Source organism: Leeuwenhoekiella marinoflava DSM 3653 (assembly GCF_900129005.1).
In the GTDB taxonomy this organism is placed as follows: Bacteria; Bacteroidota; Bacteroidia; order Flavobacteriales; family Flavobacteriaceae; genus Leeuwenhoekiella; species Leeuwenhoekiella marinoflava.
The window spans coordinates 37436-58339 of sequence record NZ_FQUN01000015.1 but is presented as its reverse complement, the minus strand read 5'-3'; the positions used below and the strand labels follow the sequence as shown (position 1 = coordinate 58339).

Below are 20904 nucleotides of genomic sequence, written 5' to 3'. Positions count from 1 at the left end.
TCAGTGTGGTTTCATTATGCTTTTATTTCAAAGGAGCTAGTTCGCAAAAGGGTAATAAAAAAGCGACATCAATTAATGATGCCGCTTTTTACTATTGAGATATTTGGATTCTTTTTACATTGATTTAACAGTTTCTAAACACTTATTAATCGCAATATTGCAATGAACAAATAGTAATGCGATTAATTAAGTCTAAAATATGGATCAAGCCTAATTTCAACAAAACATGATTGCAACATTTACTAGAGTATTTTTGATATCTTACACGGGATGCCATTTTAGAACATCTGTTTAATCGCATCTTCTATACGCTCATCACCTTCTATCATTTCAAAAACGGCATTTTGCGCCACATCATCATTAAGAACGTGTACTAAAGTGTAAGCCACATCATCTCTTGTAATTTCTCCGGGTTCAACATCTATTGCTGCTTCAATCTTACGAGTTCCGGTTTCATTTTTTAAAGTTCCAGGACGTACGATTGTGTAAACCAATCCGCTTTTTTTCAGGTAATTATCTGCATTTCTTTTTGCTTCTAAATAATGTCTTAGCGTAGTGCTGCTTTCAGGATTATCTGCATTGATTGAACTAAGCATCACAAATTTCTTTACTCCGGCATTTTTGGCAGCATTTATTAAACTTTTTGCTCCTTCTTGATCTACGGCAGTAGTTTTTTCAGGACCGGTATGTCCACCAGAACCTGCAGCAAATATTACTTTATCTACTCCTTTAACCACGTGAGACAATTCTTTTTCCAGAGCTCCCAGAACGGTATCAATATCTTGAATTTTAAATTGCTCTTGTTGCTCTTCTTTACGCACCATTGCTATTGGATTGAAATATTGAGACTCTTTTAAATAACTCACAACTTGTTTTCCTGTTGTACCGTTTGCTCCTGCTACCAGTACATTTTCTTTACTCTTTTCCATATTTATATTTTTAAACGGTCAGTTAATGTGTTCATTTGCAAATTACAAAGTAGGTTATGCTTCACGTAAATCATTAACGCCCTTTAACGCACGCAGGGAGACATCTTAGCATAGTATTAAGATGTAGTTAAAGCATTTTCTTAATCGGTATAATACTTCTAATTTTGCAGGTATGAAAACAAGCTTTGGCAATCTTACAGATTCAGAAATCCCGGTTTTAATAGATTTCTTTGCTACATGGTGTGGCCCATGTCAAACACTTGCTCCTATTCTTGAGGATGTAAAAAAGGATATGGGCGAAAAAGTCAAAATTATCAAAATAGATGTTGATAAGAACCAAACGCTTGCTCAAAAATTCCAAGTGCGTGGTGTTCCTACTTTAATGTTGTTTAAAGATGGAAAACAAGTATGGCGCCAGAGCGGAGTGCTAACCCGCGCTGACTTAAAAAGTGTTATTGAAAGTTATTAATTGAATTAACGGCTTTTAATTTCACCAAAACCTATTCCCAAAGCTTTCTCATAATTTCTAAGAATACGCAGTTCTTTTGACGTTACAAGGGCCAGCGAAAGTCCTTCTTTTCCTGCTCGTGCAGTACGACCGCTACGATGCGTATAATATTCCTCTTGATCTGGCATCTGATAATGAATCACAAAAGTAAGATCTTGCACATCAAGACCTCGCGCAGCTATGTCTGTAGCCACTAATAAACGAAGACTTTCATTCTTAAAAGCACGCATTACTTTATCACGCTCTTTCTGAAGCATATCTCCTTGTAAGGCTTCCGCAGCAATATTTTTTGCAGCTAATTGTTTAGCTAATTTTGCAGTGGCAGCTTTTGTTTTACAAAAGATAATACCGCGTTCCCCGCCTTTGCTTTTCAAGAAATCCAGAAGAATAGGTAATTTATCAGTTTCATCACATTGTAAAAACTTGTGATCGATATTCTTATTAACAACATCTCTACTTATTTGAATACGATGTGCATCAGCATTCATATGCTCGTTCACAATTTGCTTAATTCCATGAGGCATTGTTGCCGAAAATAACCATTTATTCCCTACATCACGTACAAAACCTAAAATTTCATCAAGTTGTTGTTTAAAGCCCATACTCAGCATCTCATCAGCTTCATCTAAAACAACCGTTTCTACCTGAGATAAGTCTATAGCCTTACGATTAAGTAAATCTATAAGTCTTCCGGGAGTTGCAACAATAATGTGTGTAGGACGAGTGAGATTTTTGATTTGGATGTCTATTTTTTCTCCACCATAGACAGCTTCAGTAAAAATCTTATCTGTGTATTTTGTAAATCGAAATAACTGTTTTGCTACCTGCTGACTTAACTCACGGGTAGGACACAGTATTAAAGCTTGAATACTTTTTTGTTTAGGGTTCACCTGCTCTAAAATAGGCAAACCGTATGCAGCAGTTTTACCTGTACCGGTTTGTGCCTGCCCCACCAAATGTGTTTTGCCTTCAAGAAGTAGCGGGATCACCTCAGCCTGTATTGCTGTTGGAGCTACAATACCCAACTCATTTAATCCTTTGATCAATCCGTTATTTAAACCAAGCTCTTTAAAATTCTGTGCCATTATTTCTATTTAGAGCTGCAAAGATAGTCAACCCTGCCGCGATTTAGATTAATAAAGAAATTAAGATTTACGTGATGATCAAGATTAAAATGCGATAAGCTTTTTTTTAAGTTAAAAAGTTGTTTTTTCTAGTGACCTATCGGCTTACCTCAATACATTTTACCTCAACTTTTACTTCGCATATTATTGTACTTTTAGATTTAAAATCTGAACCATGCCAAAATATTTTCTGCTTGTTGCATTATCTATAATCCTTCCTGCTACTCTTTTTGCTCAGGATAAACCGGCTTACAAATTGTTTGATGCTTCAGGTAATTCGATCACATATAAAACGATGCTCGATTCCCTTCAGCATAAAAAAGATGTCATTCTTTTTGGAGAAATGCATGATAACCCTATCGCTCATTGGTTAGAATTAGAAATCACTAAAGATATGGCTGCAACTCAAAAAGTCACTTTAGGCGCAGAAATGATCGAAGCAGATAACCAAACTCAACTTAATGCTTATTTGAAAGACAGCATAGACCTCAAGCTATTAGATTCAACCGCACGACTTTGGGCAAATCATAGAACAGATTATCAACCGCTTGTTGATTTTGCTAAAGCGGAAAATTTAAAATTTATCGCCACAAATATTCCGCGACGCTATGCGAGTATGGTTTACAAACAAGGCTTTGAAGTCTTAGACAGTCTTCCTGCTCAAGAAAAACAATGGATAGCTCCTTTGCCTATACTTTTTGATCCTCAATTACCACGCTATAGCGAAATATTAAACATGATGGGCGAACACGGTACTCCAAAATTAGTAATGGCTCAAGCTATAAAAGATGCTACAATGGCTCATTTTATTCTTAAAAATAGAGAAGCAGACCGCCTATTTATACACTACAACGGTTCATTTCATAGTGATTTTCATGAGGGTATTTTATGGTATTTGCAACAAAGTGAACCCAACCTCAACTACGCTACAATCACAAGCGTTTCTCAAAAGAACCTCGAAAATCTAGAAAAGGAATACTTAAATCAAGCCGATTTTATTATTGTGATTGATGAAGATATGACCAGAACATATTGATAAGAAACTCATTATTCATGATCTAATCGTTTCATAATAAAACTATACTTGTCAAACTATAACGATATAGCTTAAATAAATTGTAAAGTTTTCAAAATTGATAGTCTTACTATTAGTTTTGCGAATAAATATTTTCTTATGAATGATTTACTTCGGAATTTAAAGATTTCGATAAATGAAAGTATCTACCTAAAAGATCCTGAATCTTCAGATTTAGGTAAACGTATTGTAGAGCACGGCATTCTTTTAATCAATGAATTAGGTTTTGACAATTTTACCTTCAAAAAATTAGGTGAGCGCATTGAGTCAAATGAGAGTTCGATTTACCGATATTTTGAGAATAAACATAAATTTTTAATATACCTCACTAGTTGGTATTGGGGTTGGAAAGAGTACCAGCTTGCATTTGCTACAATTAATATTAATGACCCTAAACATAAACTCAATCAAGCTATAGAGATTCTTACGCGTGAGGTTGAAGAAGATCAATCATTTAATCATATCAACGAGGTCGCATTAAATAAGATCGTGATTAATGAATATTCTAAATCGTATCTTACAAAAGAAGTTGATGACGAAAACAAAGAAGGATATTTTGTGATTTACAAAAGACTCTCTAATCGCTTAAAGGAAATGATCGCAGATGTAAACGAAGGTTATCCTTATCCGGCTAGCCTTGCGAGCACCATCCTAGCAGGTTCTCTACATCAACATTTTCTAAAGGATCATTTTACATCTTTAACAGATTGTGGAGCTGAGACCTCTCCATCACAGTATTTCATACACTTGACATCAAATTTATTAAACTCCTAAATTTTTATGGATAAAAAATCATTAACGCCTTGGCAACGTTTTGTGCGCCTGTTGCAATTAGAAAAGCAAGATTTTCTTCAGATTCTTTACTACGCCATATTTGCAGGTATTGTGAGTTTATCACTTCCCTTAGGTATTCAGGCTATCGTAAACTTGATTCAAGGAGCGCAAATTACCACTTCTTGGATTATTCTTGTTATACTGGTAACTCTGGGTGTCGCCTTTGTTGGTGCACTTCAGTTGATGCAAATACGCATTGTTGAAAACATTCAGCAAAAAATATTTACGCGTGCGTCTTTTGAGTTCACCTATCGCTTTCCAAAGATCAAAATGAGTGAACTCAACGATTATTATCCGCCCGAATTGGCTAACCGTTTTTTTGATATTCTTACTATTCAAAAAGGACTTTATAAGCTGGTGCTTGATTTTCCGGCAGCTTTAGTTCAAATTATTTTCGGATTAATTCTGCTATCTTTTTATCATCCCTTTTTTATTTTTTATGGGTTGCTGCTTGTCTTACTCATTTATCTCGTATTTAAATTCACGGGAAACACAGGTTTGCAAACCAGTCTTAAAGAATCTAAATACAAATACAAAATTGCACATTGGATTCAGGAAATCGCACGTACGTTAGTAAGCTTTAAACTCTCTGGCCGCTCTAGTCTTGCTATTGATAAAAACGATTCTTTAGTGAGTGATTATATTGATTCTCGTGAAAGTCACTTTAGAATTTTACGTATTCAGTTTATACAGATGATAGGCTTCAAAGTACTTGTAACTGCTGGCCTCTTGCTAATAGGTGGTATTTTGGTTCTTAATCAGCAGATGAATATTGGTCAATTTGTTGCTGCAGAAATCATTATCCTGCTTATTATAAATTCCGTTGAAAAACTGATTTTAGGACTTGAGAACTTTTACGATCTGCTTACTGCTTTAGAAAAAGTTGGTCAGGTTGTAGATAAACAAATAGAACCTCAGGATCTTGACAAGCCCTTTACTGATGCTGATAACCTAACACTTGAACTGAAAGAAATCAGCTATACTGACACATCAGACAACAAAACTATTTTAAAAGACATTTCGCTTACTATAAATCCGGGAGAGCATCTTCTAATAAACGGTCCTAATGGAAGCGGAAAAAGCACCTTATTAAAGATTATTGCAGGAATACTTGAGCCAACTTCTGGTGATTTCTACATCAATAACAAATCGTTAAAAGGTATTAATCCTAACCATTACCGTTCTCTCTTAGGACAGTCTTTTCCTGAAGAATCTCCATTTGAGGGGACTATTTTAGACAATATCACTTTTGGCGATCCCACGGTACCTGAAAAAGACGTGGACTGGGCAATTAAAAATATGGGGCTTTCAGATTTTATTAAAGAGCAGCCAAAAGGGCTTCACACCATGATTAAGCCTGAAGGACAACGTCTATCACGTACCATAGCAGATAAAATTGTGATGGCACGCAGTATTGTTCGCAAACCTAAAGTCTTGATCTTAAAAGAACCCCTAACTAAATTTTCTACCGAAGAAAAAGAGCGCATTGTCAATTTCATTTTTGACAAGTCTAATAATTGGGCAGTAATTGTAGCCAGTAAAGACCGGGCGTGGCAAAACTGTTGCGAGCGTACGCTATGGCTAGACGGTGGTAAAATTTCAAACTTAAACTAAAAAGCTATGCTTAATATATCACACGATAAACTGAACGAAAAGGTTGATATTTCGGGCTATAAGGCTTCAAAGAAAGTTCTAAACAAAAAGCACTATACCTATTTCAATCGCTTTTTAAAAGTTTTTACAGTAATCCTGATTGTCATTCTCTTTTTACCGTGGACACAGACCATTTCTGGAATTGGTTACGTGACTACCTTGACTCCTGCACAAAGACCACAAACCATTCAATCTCCTATACCGGGACGTGTTGAAAAATGGTATGTACGCGAAGGTGATTTTGTAAAAAAAGGAGATACAATTTTATTTATTACCGAAATCAAAAACGAATATTTTGATCCCAATCTGATAGAGCGTACAGATCAGCAGGTACGTGCAAAAATAAGCTCTGTAGCCTCGTACAAAAACAAAGTAAATGCCTTGGGTAACCAAATAGGAGCTTTAAGAAATGAACGAACTTTAAAATTGCAACAAGCCGAAAACAAACGTATTCAGGCTGTTTTAAAAATTAAAAGTGACAGCATAGATTATGAAGCTACAAAAACAAACTTACGCATTGCAGAACGCCAGTATGAGCGAACACTAGGCTTACAGCAAGAAGGTTTAAAAGCAGTCACAGACGTTGAAGAAAAACGACTGAAACTTCAAGAAAGTCAGGCTAAAATAGTTTCTCAAGAGAATAAACTACTTGCCAGTAGAAATGAACTTTTAAATGCAAAAATAGAACTCAACCGTCTCGAAGCTACTTATGCAGATAAAATTTCAAAAGCACAAAGCGATCAGGCAACGGCGCTTTCTACGCAATATGACACAGAAGCTGCGGTAAGCAAACTAGAGAATAGTCGCACAAATTATGAGATACGCAACGCCCTGTATTATGTGCGTGCACCACAAGATGGCTATATAAACAAAGCAATTATAGGCGGTTTGGGAGAGACCTTTAAAGAAGGGCAGCAACTGGTAAGCATCATGCCTTCTAACTTTGACATTGCAGTCGAAACTTATGTGAAGCCTATAGATTTACCGTTGATTCATCCTGGTGAAAAAGTACGTATTCAATTTGATGGATGGCCTTCTATTGTGTTTAGCGGATGGCCTTACAATTCCTTCGGAACCTTTGGAGGTAAAGTAGTAGCTATTGAGCGTTTTATAAGTCCTAACGGAAAATACCGCGTACTACTTGCTCCTGATGATGAAGAGCAACCCTGGCCCGAAGCATTGCGCATAGGAGCCGGAGCAAACACACTGGCGCTGCTTGAAGATGTGCCTATCTGGTATGAATTATGGCGAAAACTCAACGGGTTCCCTCCTAATTATTATACGCCTTCAAGATCACCTGAAACTGAAAAGAAATGAAAAACACGGTAGTTTTACTTTTATTTTTGACAGGATGCTTTAGCCTTTTTGCTCAGGAAGATGAACTGCAAATATTAAGCTTTAAAGAATACATAAGCCTGGTAAAGCAGAACCATCCGGTTGCAAAACAGGCACAACTTATAGGTGAAACAGGTGAGGCAAAATTATTAAAGGCTCGTGGTGGTTTTGATCCTAAAGTTGAAGTTGATTTTGATCAAAAAGTTTTTAAAGAAACTGAATATTACAATTTGCTTAATGCTACTTTCAAAATCCCTACTTGGTATGGTATTGATCTTAAAGCGCAGTTTGAGCAAAATGATGGCTACTATTTAAACCCACAAAAAACAGTCCCAGAAAATGGACTTTATACTGCCGGAATCTCTGCTTCTTTAGGGCAAGGTTTATGGATTAATGAACGTATGGCTACACTTAAACAAGCTAAGCTGTACCGAGAACAAACCAAAGCAGATCTAGATATTGCAGTAAACACCATTCTCTATGATGCCTCAGTAGCATATTTTGAGTGGCTGCAGGCTTATAAAAAAGTGAGACTTTATGAGCGTTTTCTTGAGAATACTATAATTCGATTTAAAGGAATTAAAACCAGCGCACTTGCCGGAGACATTCCTCTAATTGATACTACTGAAGCTAAAATTAGTGTGCAAAGCAGAGAATTGAGCTTAAAAGAGGTTCAGCTTGAATTCATTCAAAAAAAGCTTGAACTGTCTAACTTTTTATGGATGGGAAATAATATTCCTGTTGAATTGCAACCGGGAATTTTTCCGCAGAGAGATTTAGAATTTATAATTGATGAAACCTTAAATATCACAGGTTTTGATCTGGCAAATTTTGAAGTAGAAGAGCATCCTAAAATGCGTTCGCTTGCTTATAAACTGCAAGGTCTCGAGCTTGACAGACAGTTTAAAGGTAATAAGCTTTTACCTGTAATTGATGTGAATTATAATTTTATAACTTCAGAACCCGATGATCTCAACACCTTTTATACGCAAAATTATAAAGCGGGTTTACAGTTTAAAATGCCCTTATTTCTTCGGAAAGAACGCGGGGACTTGAAACTAGCTCAATTGAAATTGAGAGACACAGAATATGAGTTAACCAATACCCGCCTACAACTCAAAAATAAGATTTTAGCTGTAAACACAGAGCTTAATACGCTTGAAGAACAAAATGATTTAGCTTCAGAATTGGTTGTTAATTATGATGCCATGTTAACTGCTGAAGAGCGTAAATATCAGGTAGGTGAAAGTTCTATCTTCCTCATAAATTCTCGAGAATTGAAACTCATAGATTCACAATTGAAACAGATTGAAATCACTAATAAATTCTACAAAGCCAAGGCTAAACTCTTTAAAACTATAGCAAACAATCCTGATAATCTTTAAAAGCGCTATTGATGCTGTTTTAGTTTCTATTTAAAAGTCATCAAATAAGCTAAACTTTGTACCTTTGTGCCTCCTAAAAAAGAGACATGATTATAGTTAAAACAAGGGAAGAGATAGAACTGATGCGCGAAAGTGCCCTTATCGTTTCTAAAACCCTTGGTGCACTGGCAGCAGAAGTTAAGCCGGGTGTAACCACACTAGAACTAGATAAAATCGCAGAAACCTGTATACGTGATCACGGTGCAATACCGGGGTTTTTAGGCTTATACGATTTCCCAAACACACTTTGCATGAGTCCTAATGAGCAAGTTGTTCACGGGATTCCTAATGATAAACCTTTAGAAAATGGCGATATTATTTCTATAGATTGTGGAGCTTTGAAAAACGGTTTTTATGGGGATCACGCTTATACTTTTGAGGTAGGAGAAGTAGAACCGGAAACTAAAAAATTACTTCAGGTTACTAAAGAATCGCTCTATAAAGGTATTGCTGAATTTAAATTTGGTAATCGTGTAGGTGACGTGGGTTATGCTATACAAAAATATTGCGAAGACCACGGCTATGGAATCGTACGCGAGTTGGTAGGTCACGGAGTAGGTGCTACAATGCACGAAGATCCTGAAATGCCTAATTACGGAAGACGCGGTCGCGGTAAGAAATTTATTGAAGGGATGGTAGTTGCTATAGAGCCTATGGTTAATCGTGGTACACACCGCATCAAACAACATCGTGATGGGTGGACAATCACAACTCGTGATAATGAACCTAGTGCTCATTTTGAACATGACGTTGCTTTAGTTGACGGAAAACCTGAACTTCTTTCAACTTTTAAGTATATTTATGATGCTCTTGGCATCAGCAGCGATGAAGAAGATGCTTTTAGAGCACAACCTATTACCAACTAACCAAAAATACCACCAAGTGCCATGCAGCTAGAAACTTGGATAGACTACAGTGAAGAAAACTGGGAGGAAGATTATAAAATAGGCCTTTCAAACTACGGAAGAGTGCGCAGCTACAGCAAAAATCCCAAGGGAAATTTGATCAAGGGCGGCCACATCAATGGCTACCTAACTGTAAACGTAAAACTAGCCAATGGAAAACGCCGTAATTTTTATCTGCATAAACTTTTAGCAAAAGCATTTTTAGAGCCGGGTGAAAATGAAAAAGCTGTTTTACACCTCAATCATGATAAAACAGACAATAGAATAGCTAATCTGAAATGGGCCACGCACAAAGAGCGTTATGCCCATCAAAAAACGAGTCCGTTAGATATTAAGAGGCGTACTTCTGGGGAGCGTCATTATACCAAGCTTTCTTATGCTGAAGCAAAAGTTCTCAAGAAAAAACTACTTGACCCTAATAGACGTACTCGTCTAAAGGTATTGGCTAAACAATTTGGTGTTTCAGAAATGCAATTACACCGTATAAAAACCGGTGAAAATTGGGGTGATCTAAAAGTATGATTGCAAGCCTTTTTAAACAAATCCTCAACCTCGTTCCCAGACCTCTATTAATCCGTTTAAGTTATGTGGCGCGTCCTTTTCTGGCATTGAGTCTAAAAGGTAATCGTTACGAAGATCCTATAGACGGTAAAACTTTTCGTAAATTTTTGCCGTATGGCTATGGGAGTCCACGTGAAAATATACTTTCCCCTTCTACCCTATCTTTAGAACGCCATCGTTTGCTATGGTTATTTCTAACAAAGGAAACCGACTTTTTTTTTGCTCCTGCAAAAGTGTTACACTTTGCTCCTGAACAAGCATTCTATAAACGTTTCAGAAATCTAAACCATTTAGATTATACAACAACAGACCTGTATTCTCCCCTTGCAGATGTTAAAGCAGATATATGTGATCTTCCTTTTGAAACTGACACTTATGATGTTATTTTTTGCAATCACGTTTTAGAACATATTCCAGACGATACAACTGCAATGCAAGAACTGTATCGGGTTTTAAAACCTGGCGGAATGGCTATTTTGCAAATTCCGCAAGATTTGTCACGAGCGACTACATTTGCTGACGACACTATTACAGAACCAAAAGAGCGTGCAGTTATTTTTGGTCAATACGATCACGTACGCGTTTACGGAAGAGATTATTTTGATAAATTACGCTCCATAGGTTTTAAAGTTGACGAAGTTGATTACACCAAAAAACTTTCGCCATCAGAAATTGATAAATACAGACTTGCGCAAGGTGAAATTCTTCCAGTATGTTTTAAATAATCTTTATGAAAAAAAGCTACTTAATCCTTATTGCATTTTTATGCTTCACTAATTGGGTTTTTAGCCAAGCAAACGACTGCACAAATGCCATTTTACTTTGCGGCAATACACCTGTAGGAGTTACTCCCACTACAGCTGGTTTTGATGAATTTAGTCTACCTGCTAACATTGTCCCTTCTTGTTATAACTTTAGTGGACCTACAACTTGGTTTAAAGTCGAAATTGCTCAAGGAGGAACTTTAGGTTTTGATGTAATACCAGAGAACGGAACCGATGATTATGATTTTGCCGTATTTGGCCCTGTTAGTAATTGTTCTAATTTAGGCACAGCTATTCGCTGTAGCAGTACTAATCCGCAAGCGGCAGGAGTTAGCGCCAATACCGGTTTAAATGCTACAGAAACTGATTTATCAGAAGGCCCCGGACCTAATGGAAACGGATACCTCAAAGAATTAGATACAAAAAATGGAGAGACTTATTACATTCTTTTAGGGCAAGCTAGTGGATCTTCAGGCTTTCAAATAAACTTAAACGGAACCGCAATTTTACCACAAAGCCCAGATTTTAATACTCCACAAGATTTAGAAACTTGCGATGACGACGGTATTGAAGATGGTTTTACTCGTTTTAATTTGGTGAGTCAGGCTTCAGCAATCACAACAGGCTTTCCTGACTCACGCGTGACTTTTCACGAAACTTTAAATGACGCCAACTTAAATCAAAATCCTATATCCGCTACAACAACCTACACAAACACGACCGTAAATAACCAAACAATTTATACCCGGATTTCTAGTATTTCAGGCCCTTGTACCGAAATCACATCATTTGATTTAATTGTAAATCCACTTCCCACTTACACTAATCCGGATGAATTGTACATCTGTGATGCTACCGCAATTGCAAATTATGATTTAGCAGCACTTCATGAGCGTATTATTGGAACGTCCCCTAATAATTTAGTCATCTCCTATCACAGGTCTGCTATAGAAGCAACTATGAATCTAAATGCAATACAAGATATTAATGTCCCTATGAGTGGAGTTACAATTTATTTTGTTGTAAGGAATACTGCTACAAATTGTATTATTTTCGACGAATTTGATATCACCTATCAAAATAGCCCGGCTTTGACACAACCCACACCACTAATCTATTGCCGAGATGATCATACTAATCTGACCTTCGATTTTACGAATATTGAGACAGAGGCTTTAGATGGATTAGATCCTGATGATTTTGACACCTACTTCTACGAGACAAATTCTGACCGAACCACGCTTGCCTTTACTTTGGGATACTGACGCAAGTTCTAAAACAGTATTTTTCAGAAGCATCAATAGTACTACCGGTTGTTATGCTGATGAATCCTTAGGTGTTCAGGTTGTAGAATCTCCAGATTATGCATTTGAAGAAATTCAATATTTATGTATAGATAACCCCAACCCAAAAGTATTAAGCATTGATAGCGGCTTTGACTTTTATGAATGGAGTACCGGAGAACGTGGCGCTACATTAAATGAGATTGAAATTACACAAACAGGAACGTATAGCGTAACGGCCTACAACAGTTTTGGTTGTTCTACCACAAAAACTACAGAAGTTCGCTCTTCTGAAGCAGCAACGATTACCGGTATTGAAATTACCGGACTCAATTACCCCAGAAATGAAGCTACTATTACAGTTACCGGAACTGGCGCTTATGAGTTTGCGATAGACGGAGGTCCCTACATTACGAATACAAGTTTTACCGGTTTATCCCGGGGGTATCACAGCATTGCCGTGAGAGACACACAAGGCTGTGCCACTACCATTTCAGAGCCTTTCTTAATTCTAGATTATCCCAGGTATTTTACACCTAATGGCGATGGCTATCACGATACGTGGCAGTTAATAGGTCTGGATGAATACCCAGGGTCGATCATAAGAGTTTACAACCGCTATGGTAAATTATTGAAAGAATTAGGTGCTACTACTAACGGATGGGATGGCACCTATTTAGAGAAGCTTTTAAAACCAGATGACTATTGGTTTGAACTTATTTTACCCGAAGGCGAACGTGTTACGGGGCATTTTAGCCTGATTAATTAGTAGGTACTAAATAGTCTTTAAAAGAATCTGACATGTAAATTTGAACACTATCTTCTGCTGTGCGCGTATACATCAGATACGCATCTACACCACTTGTTTTCTTTAAAACTGCTTTTGATTTCTCAAAACCCAAAGCCATAAAAGCTGTAGCAAAAGCATCTGCTTCTGCACAAGAGTTAGCAATCACTGTTGCGCTAAGTACATCGCTTTTTTCCGCAAGACCGGTAATAGGATTTACTGTGTGTACAAATCGCTGACCAGTAACAGAATCTATTCTGAATTTTCGATAATTACCAGAACCCGCCATTCCTTTATTGAGTAGTGAAACGGCTTCAGTATAATCACGATTTGTAACGGGTGCATTTATATTTTCGATGCCTACACGCCATTCTTGCTTTTTGTCTAAGTTTAGCCCTCTTGCCAATAGCTCACCTCCTAATTCAATCAAATAATTTTCAACGCCATTTGCTTCAAGCATTTTACCAATACGGTCTATACAGTAGCCTTTAGCAATACTGTTGAAATCTAAATAAACTGCTTTATTATCTTTTTGAATTTTTCCTTCGGAAGATATCTTGATTTTATTCAAACCAACATATTGCTTCAGCGAGTCTAAGGTTGCCGAATCTAACTGGTTTAAACGCTTTTCTGGACCAAAACCATACGCGTTCACTAAAATTCCCACCGTGGGGTCATAAACACCATCAGTAGCTTTATAAACCATTTTAGATAACTCTAGAACCTCTTTAAACATCACATCTACAACCACAGAAGTATCACCGGCATTAATACGAGAAATATCAGAATCTGCCTGATACGTACTCATTGATTTATTGATAACAGCAATTGTTGAATCAAACTGTTTGGCAACTTCAAAACGCTCTGTGCTATAAAACTGAACTTGATATCCCGTTCCTAATGCCTGACCAGAAAGAACAACTAATTTGGGTTCTGGCTTACAACCAACTAATAGCGTAAAAAGAATAAAACTATAAATAAATCGCATATACTAAATCTCTTGAATTCCGTTATAAATCACTGTGTACTCATCTCCTTTTTCAACCGGCTTACCGTAATCTAAAGCACTACCCAAACCTACTCCCGCATAAAATGTTTTGGCATTGAATTTAGTTGCGTGCTCTTTCATTTCACGCATAAAAACGGGATTGTATTCAGAAACATTTTCAGGGTATTGCTTTACCCGTACAATTACAAAATGAAGTTTCTTATCTCTTAAAGCCACAAATTGTGGATTTCGTTTCAACTCTGAATTGACACCTAAAAATTCAAATCCTTGTTCTTCAAGATCTTTACCTACGATATTCATCGCAAGATTATGAAGTTCTTGTTCGTTTAATAACTCTGCCATTTTGCAAAGATACTATGCCTAATATTAGGGCAGAAAAAAAGCTACTACTTTCGTAACAGCTTTTTTAAAATTTATTTGAATTAGATTATCCCCCAAAGTCATCAAAACGGATGTTCTCATCAGGAATTCCAAAATCTTCTCCCATTTTCTGAACAGCTTTGTTCATCAATGGAGGGCCACAGAAATACAATTCGATTTCTTCGGGTTCATCGTGTTTTTCTAAATACTGCTCAATTACAGCATTGTGAACAAACCCTGTAAAACCATCACCAGGACTGTGTATATCTTCTTTTACTTTCCAGTTATCTTCTTCTAAAGGTTCAGAAAGAACTAAGTAAAATTTGAAATTATCAAATTCTTCTTCCAAATCACGGAAGTGCTTCAAGTAAAACAATTCACGCTTAGAACGACCACCATACCAATAAGTAACTTTACGACCTGTCTTTAAGGTTTTAAATAGGTGATACAAATGCGAACGCATTGGCGCCATACCGGCTCCACCACCTACATAAAGCATTTCTGCCTCAGACTCGTTGATGAAGAATTCACCATAAGGTCCAGATATTGTAACTTTATCACCTTTCTTTCTACTAAAAATATAAGAAGAAGCAATACCAGGATTTACATCCATCCAACCGCCTTTAGCACGGTCAAAAGGTGGAGTTGCAATACGTACATTCAACATAATCTCTCTTCCTTCTGCAGGATAAGAAGCCATTGAATATGCACGCTCTACTGTTTCAGTATTTTTCATTACAAGTGGCCAAAGTTTAAACTTCTCCCACTCTTCTTGAAATTTATCAGGATCGTCATGCTCCTCAGGATGCGCAGTAATATCCATATCAGAAAACTTAACGGTAGTTTCAGGTATTTCTATCTGAATATAACCACCCGCTTTGTAATCCATATCTTCAGGAATCTCAACTACGAATTCTTTAATAAAAGATGCTACGTTATAGTTACGTACAACAGTTGCTTCCCACTTTTTAATACCAAAAACCTCTTCAGGAATCTGAATATTCATGTCCTGCTTTACTTTAACCTGACAAGCTAAACGAGCTCCAGCTGCTAATTCTTTTCGTGTAAAGTGCGGCGTTTCGGTAGGAAGCGCTTCGCCTCCACCAGACATAACGTGACACTCACACTGAATACAAGTACCACCACCACCACAAGCAGATGGTAAGAATACTTTTTTTCCACCTAAGGTTGAAAGTAGCGAGCTACCAGAATCAACCTCGATTTCTTTTTCGCCATTTATGGTAATTTTTACCGGACCTGACGGAGATAATTTTTCTTTTGCAAAAAGTAGCAATCCTACTAACACAAGTGTTAGTACTAAAAACGCTACTACAGTTGCTGCTATAACTCCTCCTGTACTTTCTGCTAAAAACATATTACTTGTTGTTTATTTCTTGAGATACTTCAGCTAAAGACTCATCTTCTGTTGCTGTATCTTGTTTCTGTACTTCTACTTTAGCTACTTCATCAGTAGTTTCAGTTTTCTCTTCACCACCAGTAAGCATTCCTCCAAAACTCATAAAACCAATTGCCATAAGACCGGTAATGATAAAGGTGATTCCTAAACCTCTTAAAGGTGCAGGTACATTAGAATATCTAATTTTCTCACGGATTGCTGCAATTGCAAGAATTGCGAGAAACCAACCAATTCCCGATGCTAAACCATAATTAAATGCTAAGCCTAAAGTTTGAATATCTCTTGATTGCATAAAAAGTGATCCACCAAGTATCGCACAATTTACGGCGATAAGTGGTAAGAAAATACCAAGTGAAGTATATAATGCCGGTGCAAATTTCTCAACTACAATCTCCACAAGTTGCACCATTGTTGCAATGGTAGCTATAAAGAGAATGAATGAAAGAAAACTCAAATCATAGTCTGCATACTCTGCTCCTAACCATTTAAGAGCACCCGGACGCAATACATATTGATCTAATAACCAGTTCATAGGTACAGTAACTGCTAATACAAATATTACGGCAGCACCAAGACCTACAGCGGTAGAAACCTTTTTAGAAACAGCAAGGTAAGAACACATTCCTAAGAACGTGGCAAAAACCATATTGTCAATAAAAATTGATTTAAAAAATAACTCTACGTGTTCCATTTTTTTTATAATAAGAAGTTAGAAAGGAGTTTTAAAGCTCCATTCGTAATCTTTAGTTTTCTTCGATTAATGCACTGTTTCTAGAACGCTGAACCCAGATAATGATTCCCACGACGATAAGTGCCATTGGAGAAAGCAACATAAAACCATTATTCTCATAACCTATTGCGTACAATCCCGTTTTAGCGATAGGATCTCCTAAAACTTTAAAGCCTAATAAGGTTCCAGAACCTAAAAGCTCTCTAAAGAATCCTACTATAATGAGTATCAAGCCATATCCTGCAGCGTTACCAATACCATCAAGAAACGATCTGTATGGACCATTACCTAAAGCAAAAGCTTCAAAACGTCCCATAATAATACAGTTTGTAATAATAAGACCAACGAATACAGAAAGCGTTTTACTCAGTTCATAAGCAAAAGCCTTAAGAACCTGATCCACTATAATTACCAAAGCTGCAACTACTACAAGCTGTACAATAATTCTAATTTTTGATGGAATGATATTTCGCATTAGCGAAATCACTACATTACCTACAGCTAATACAAACATCACTGAAACAGCCATCACAATTGATGCTTTAAGCTGAGCTGTAATCGCAAGTGCTGAACAGATCCCTAATACTTGAATTGTAATAGGATTGTTATCTGCTAACGGATCTAGTAATAAACCGGTGTCTTTTTTAGATAATAATGCCATAATTATAGTTTTATATCTTTTAAATAAGGAATGTAAAGCTTAACAGTGCTATTGATCATAGCTGTCACACCGTTTCCGGTAATGGTAGCTCCTGCAATAGCGTCAACTTTTCCGTCATTTTTACGTTCGTTAAGCGGATCGTTGTTTCCTTTTGCTACGGTAATTCCTCCATATTCGGTACCGTTCATAATTTCTTCACCGGTAAAATCATCCATAAAGTAACGCTCTTTTATGTTTGCACCAAGACCAGGAGTTTCCCCTTTATGATCAAAGTAAACACCTTGAACTACATATTCTGAATCCAAAGCTACAAAGCCCCAGATAGCGTCCCAAAGTCCTTTACCATATAAAGGTATGATGTAATAATCTTTCCTTTCTTTTTCTCCAACAAACAAAGGTAATTTGCGTTCAGAAATATCTTTTGAAAGCTCTCCTTTAAGATTTATAAGATATGCAGAACTGTCTTTTTTAACTTCACCGTTCTGGATTACTAATTGCTCTTTAATGTATTTTGAAAATTCAGCTTCAACCTTATTAGTAGGAATGAAGTTTACAGCTCCCTCTACATTTTCATTAACGCCCATTGCGTAAAGAATATTTTGCTGTTTTTCAAAACGTTCATTTTCAGTAATCCTAGGCTTTAAGCTAGATGCGGTAAAGGCTAACAATGCCCCAACAACAAGCACCATAACTACAGCAAAGATTAACGTGTAACTATTTTTATCTGTATTTGCCATTATTAAGCAGTTTTAAGTTTTAGACGTTTCATACGCTTTTTAACATTCGCTTGTACCACATAGTGATCAATTGTAGGAGCAAAAACATTCATTAGAAGAATTGCTAAGAAAACTCCTTCAGGGTAAGCCGGGTTAAAGACACGTATCATAATTGATAAAAATCCAATTAAGAAACCGTACCAGTATTTACCTTTATTAGTTTGCGCACCAGATACAGGATCTGTAGCCATGTATACAATACCAAATGCTATACCCCCTATGATTAAGTGCTCCCAGAATGGAGTACTCATAAGTCCGTAAAATTTACTTCCTTCTGCAATCCATCCTTGATCAACAACACCGTTGAAAATAAGTCCCATTACAGCTGCACCTACGATTGCGCTAAAAATAATTCTCCAGCTTGCAATCTTAGTAAACATTAAAAACAGACCTCCCAAAATAATTAAGAAGGTTGAAGTTTCACCTACAGAACCCGGTATAAAACCAAAGAACTTATCTGCAAAATCATATACCACTGAAGAGTTCTGAGCATAAGCACCCAAAATAGTTTCACCAGAAATAGCATCCGGAGTACCTACAACAGCATTAGCACCGTGAACCCATACTTTATCACCACTCATCCAAGTAGGATAAGCAAAGAATAAAAAGGCTCTAATCGTAAGTGCCGGATTAAGGATATTCATCCCTGTTCCTCCAAAAACTTCTTTACCTATTACAACACCAAAAACAACCGCTACTGCTAACATCCATAATGGAATATCAACAGGAACAATTAATGGCACTAGCATACCGGTAACTAAGTAACCCTCTTCAACCTCGTGACCTTTTATAACAGCAAAAACAAATTCTACTCCAAGACCTACTAAATAAGAAACAATCACAAGCGGAAGTACAGTAATCGCTCCCATTGTAAAATTATCCCAAGTGAAGAAATTACCAAAAAGACTTGCCTCTCTTATAATTCCGTTTGCAGCATCTACAGCAGCATAGTGCTGATAACCTGCATTAAAAATACCCCATATCAAAACAGGGACAAGCGCCATAATCACCGTGTTCATGGTACGCTTTAAATCATCTACGGCTCTAATATGAGAACCGTTATGAGTAGTTTCATTAGGTGTATAAAGAAACGTATGAAGCGCATTAAAAGCAGGCGCCATTTTCTTACCCTTGAAATCCTCTTTAATTCCGTGTAGTTTTTCTTTTAATCCCATAGCTATTATCCTATTTCTTCGTGCATTAAATCAAGTCCTTTACGAATGATTGCCTGGTGTGGTTGTTTTGACACACATACAAATTCGGTAAGTGCAAAATCTTCAGGAGCTACTTCATACATACCTAAAGCTTCCATAGCGTCAAGATCTTGTACCATACAAGCTTTAAGCAATTGAAGCGGATAAATATCAAGTGGAAAAACCTCTTCATAATTACCGGTTACCACAAAAGCTCTGTGCTCACCGTTTGTATTCGTATCTAAATCGTATTTCTTATTTGGGAATAACCAAGAGAAGGTTAATGCTCTTGAAGAAGAAATTTTATTAAAAACAGGTTTATTCCAGCCAAAAAGCTCATAATCGTCACCTTCAGGGACAACTACAAATTCATTGTGATAGTACCCTAAATGACCATCTGCTGACACTTGATTTCCAGTTAAAACATTACCAGAGATCATTCTTACATTATCACCTTTAATACCTGCAGAATAAGCAAAAGTAGAAACCTCTGCTCCTATTTTTGTTTTATAATACTTTGGTGCTTTTACTTCAGAACCAGAAACAGAAATAATGCGCTCTGGATTGAATTTACCAGTTAAGAAGAGCTCTCCAATAATAACAAGATTTTCTGGAGTAATCGTCCATACGGTCTCCCCTTTATTTACTGGAGCAATTTTGTTTATTTGCGTACCTACATTTCCACTTGGATGTGGTCCTGAAACAGTATGCATCTCAACCTCACTAAGCTTATTAAATACTGAATTTGAGGCTTTAGCAACACCCAGATAAACTTTACCTGATGTCAATTTACTCAATGCAGTAATTGCAGCTTGCAATTGTGCTTCTTTTCCTTTTAAACTGAAGTTGTAATCAGGAGCTAAAGGAGCACTGTTATGACCAGAAATAAAGATAGCATCAGGAGTAGTTTTAGTACTAGCGATGATATCATAAGGTCTCTGCTTGATAAATGGCCATAAGCCAGATTCTAGCATACGCTCTTTAATGGCATCTGCACTTGCAGAATTCACATCAATTTTTGAATGCTCTACAGTAGCACCTGTACCGTCTGCTTCAATAATTAAATGTGTAATAACACGCTTGGCGCCTCGTTTGATTTCAGTGAGTGTTCCGCTTACAGGTGAAACAAATTTGATGCTTTCATCTTTCTTAGCATAGAAAAGTGGCTCTCCTGCTTTGAAGCTAGCTCCTTCTTTTAATAGCATCTTTGGAGTTACAAGATGAAAATCTGAAGGCTTGATCACATAGGTTCTTGATTGGGGTGCATCGGCAACAGTCTGCTCGGCTTCACCCACTAACTGAATATCAAGACCCTTTTTGATCTTAATGTCTTTTGACATAGGAAGTATATGTTAAAGTTCTTGTTATCCTCAACCCCTTATATGCTTGAATTGAGGTGTGCGAATTTACAAATTTTAGAAGCTTATAACACAAACTATAATATAAAAATCTGGCAGGATAATTTTTATTACATTTGAAGGCGCTCAAACCGCTTATAACAACTAGTTTCAACCCTTATTGAGACTGTTTCCAAATAATGTTTGACAGCAGTAAATTTGCTCTATTACAATTGAAA

At 36.8% G+C, this 20904-nt stretch carries 21 protein-coding genes; 11 read left to right on the top strand and 10 right to left on the bottom strand.

The window, feature by feature from the left end; translation table 11 throughout:
• Positions 1-278: 278 nt before the first annotated feature.
• The gene (locus BUB91_RS14090) at positions 279-929 is read right to left on the bottom strand and encodes an SDR family oxidoreductase (protein ID WP_073099936.1); all 651 of its coding nucleotides are present in this window, start codon (positions 927-929) and stop codon (positions 279-281) included.
• Positions 930-1101: 172 nt separating this feature from the next.
• On the opposite strand from BUB91_RS14090, the gene trxA reads away from it, so the two are divergent.
• Positions 1102-1398: a thioredoxin gene (gene trxA / locus BUB91_RS14085; RefSeq protein ID WP_073099935.1), complete on the top strand. Its 297-nt coding sequence runs from the start codon at positions 1102-1104 to the stop codon at positions 1396-1398.
• A gap of 5 nt (positions 1399-1403) precedes the next feature.
• Here the strand turns inward: trxA and BUB91_RS14080 are convergent, their stop codons facing one another.
• Positions 1404-2522 (bottom strand): DEAD/DEAH box helicase, encoded by a 1119-nt coding sequence (locus BUB91_RS14080; protein ID WP_073099934.1) that lies wholly within the window; start codon positions 2520-2522, stop codon positions 1404-1406.
• Positions 2523-2736: 214 nt separating this feature from the next.
• Between BUB91_RS14080 and BUB91_RS14075 the strand changes: the two genes are divergently transcribed.
• The 10 genes from BUB91_RS14075 (at position 2737) to BUB91_RS14030 (ending at position 13164) form a co-directional block, all read left to right on the top strand.
• Positions 2737-3597: a ChaN family lipoprotein gene (locus BUB91_RS14075; RefSeq protein ID WP_073099933.1), complete on the top strand. Its 861-nt coding sequence runs from the start codon at positions 2737-2739 to the stop codon at positions 3595-3597.
• Positions 3598-3735: 138 nt separating this feature from the next.
• Positions 3736-4410, top strand: coding sequence for a TetR/AcrR family transcriptional regulator (locus BUB91_RS14070; RefSeq protein WP_073099932.1), 675 nt, complete (start codon positions 3736-3738; stop codon positions 4408-4410).
• Positions 4411-4416: 6 nt separating this feature from the next.
• Complete coding sequence (locus tag BUB91_RS14065; protein ID WP_073099931.1) at positions 4417-6084, top strand: peptidase domain-containing ABC transporter; 1668 nt, start codon at positions 4417-4419, stop codon at positions 6082-6084.
• 6 nt (positions 6085-6090) lie between these two features.
• Positions 6091-7440, top strand: a complete 1350-nt coding sequence (locus BUB91_RS14060) for an HlyD family secretion protein (RefSeq protein ID WP_073099930.1) — start codon at positions 6091-6093, stop codon at positions 7438-7440.
• Entirely contained in the window at positions 7437-8843 is a 1407-nt protein-coding gene (locus tag BUB91_RS14055; protein WP_073099929.1) for a TolC family protein, read from the top strand. The genes BUB91_RS14060 and BUB91_RS14055 overlap by 4 nt, the downstream gene beginning before the upstream one ends.
• A gap of 86 nt (positions 8844-8929) precedes the next feature.
• The gene (gene map, locus BUB91_RS14050; protein ID WP_073099928.1) at positions 8930-9748 is read left to right on the top strand and encodes a type I methionyl aminopeptidase; all 819 of its coding nucleotides are present in this window, start codon (positions 8930-8932) and stop codon (positions 9746-9748) included.
• A 21-nt stretch (positions 9749-9769) separates the two neighbouring features.
• Positions 9770-10309 (top strand): HNH endonuclease, encoded by a 540-nt coding sequence (locus BUB91_RS14045; protein WP_073099927.1) that lies wholly within the window; start codon positions 9770-9772, stop codon positions 10307-10309.
• On the top strand, positions 10309-11073 hold the full coding sequence (locus BUB91_RS14040; RefSeq protein ID WP_128759367.1) for a class I SAM-dependent methyltransferase: 765 nt from the start codon (positions 10309-10311) through the stop codon (positions 11071-11073). The genes BUB91_RS14045 and BUB91_RS14040 overlap by 1 nt, the downstream gene beginning before the upstream one ends.
• Positions 11074-11078: 5 nt before the next feature.
• On the top strand, positions 11079-12377 hold the full coding sequence (locus BUB91_RS14035; RefSeq protein ID WP_073099925.1) for a hypothetical protein: 1299 nt from the start codon (positions 11079-11081) through the stop codon (positions 12375-12377).
• Positions 12355-13164 carry a T9SS type B sorting domain-containing protein gene (locus BUB91_RS14030; RefSeq protein ID WP_073099924.1) on the top strand — a complete coding sequence of 270 codons (810 nt, stop codon included), beginning with the start codon at positions 12355-12357 and terminating at the stop codon, positions 13162-13164. The genes BUB91_RS14035 and BUB91_RS14030 overlap by 23 nt, the downstream gene beginning before the upstream one ends.
• On the opposite strand, the gene BUB91_RS14025 is transcribed toward BUB91_RS14030, so the two are convergent.
• From BUB91_RS14025 to BUB91_RS13990, 8 genes are all read right to left on the bottom strand, one after another.
• On the bottom strand, positions 13157-14170 hold the full coding sequence (locus tag BUB91_RS14025) for an FAD:protein FMN transferase (RefSeq protein WP_073099923.1): 1014 nt from the start codon (positions 14168-14170) through the stop codon (positions 13157-13159). The genes BUB91_RS14030 and BUB91_RS14025 overlap by 8 nt on opposite strands.
• A gap of 3 nt (positions 14171-14173) precedes the next feature.
• Complete coding sequence (locus BUB91_RS14020; protein ID WP_073099922.1) at positions 14174-14533, bottom strand: Na(+)-translocating NADH-quinone reductase subunit F; 360 nt, start codon at positions 14531-14533, stop codon at positions 14174-14176.
• An 85-nt stretch (positions 14534-14618) separates the two neighbouring features.
• Positions 14619-15926 (bottom strand): NADH:ubiquinone reductase (Na(+)-transporting) subunit F, encoded by a 1308-nt coding sequence (gene nqrF / locus BUB91_RS14015; protein WP_073099921.1) that lies wholly within the window; start codon positions 15924-15926, stop codon positions 14619-14621.
• A gap of 1 nt (position 15927) precedes the next feature.
• Positions 15928-16659: an NADH:ubiquinone reductase (Na(+)-transporting) subunit E gene (gene nqrE / locus BUB91_RS14010; protein ID WP_073099920.1), complete on the bottom strand. Its 732-nt coding sequence runs from the start codon at positions 16657-16659 to the stop codon at positions 15928-15930.
• 52 nt (positions 16660-16711) lie between these two features.
• On the bottom strand, positions 16712-17359 hold the full coding sequence (locus BUB91_RS14005; protein ID WP_073099919.1) for an NADH:ubiquinone reductase (Na(+)-transporting) subunit D: 648 nt from the start codon (positions 17357-17359) through the stop codon (positions 16712-16714).
• Positions 17360-17361: 2 nt separating this feature from the next.
• A complete protein-coding gene (locus BUB91_RS14000) occupies positions 17362-18096 on the bottom strand; it encodes a Na(+)-translocating NADH-quinone reductase subunit C (protein WP_073099918.1) in 735 nt (244 codons plus the stop codon).
• A gap of 2 nt (positions 18097-18098) precedes the next feature.
• A complete protein-coding gene (locus BUB91_RS13995) occupies positions 18099-19310 on the bottom strand; it encodes an NADH:ubiquinone reductase (Na(+)-transporting) subunit B (RefSeq protein ID WP_073099917.1) in 1212 nt (403 codons plus the stop codon).
• 5 nt (positions 19311-19315) lie between these two features.
• Positions 19316-20668: a Na(+)-translocating NADH-quinone reductase subunit A gene (locus BUB91_RS13990; RefSeq protein ID WP_073099916.1), complete on the bottom strand. Its 1353-nt coding sequence runs from the start codon at positions 20666-20668 to the stop codon at positions 19316-19318.
• Positions 20669-20904 lie beyond the last annotated feature (236 nt).